The 237-nt window shown below is 43.5% G+C and carries 1 protein-coding gene; it reads left to right on the top strand.

Going from position 1 to position 237, the window contains the following annotated elements; all coding sequences use genetic code 11:
- Nucleotides 1-46: 46 nt before the first annotated feature.
- Nucleotides 47-237, top strand: a 191-nt coding sequence (locus tag QF777_11950; protein MDP6912251.1) for a GTP-binding protein, incomplete at its 3' end; no start/stop codon positions are given.

The following is a 237-nucleotide window of genomic DNA, read 5'->3' as shown; positions in this document are numbered from 1 at the left end:
TGTCACATTGCCCTACTAATGCTCTAATAACGCGTATCGTTAAGAAGTGCCTAATAAACCCAACCTCAGAAATATCGCTGTCATCGCGCACGTTGACCACGGTAAAACAACTCTTATTGATGCTCTTCTGAAAACTTCTGGAGTTTTCCGTTCAAATGAAGAGGTGGCTGATCGCGTAATGGACTCCATGGATCTAGAGCGAGAAAAAGGCATAACTATCTTGGCCAAAAATCCTGC

The organism is Acidimicrobiales bacterium, assembly GCA_030747595.1.
Taxonomy (GTDB): Bacteria; Actinomycetota; Acidimicrobiia; order Acidimicrobiales; family MedAcidi-G1; genus UBA9410.
Note: the sequence above shows the minus strand (reverse complement) of the source record. Positions and strands in the feature narration are given on the sequence as shown.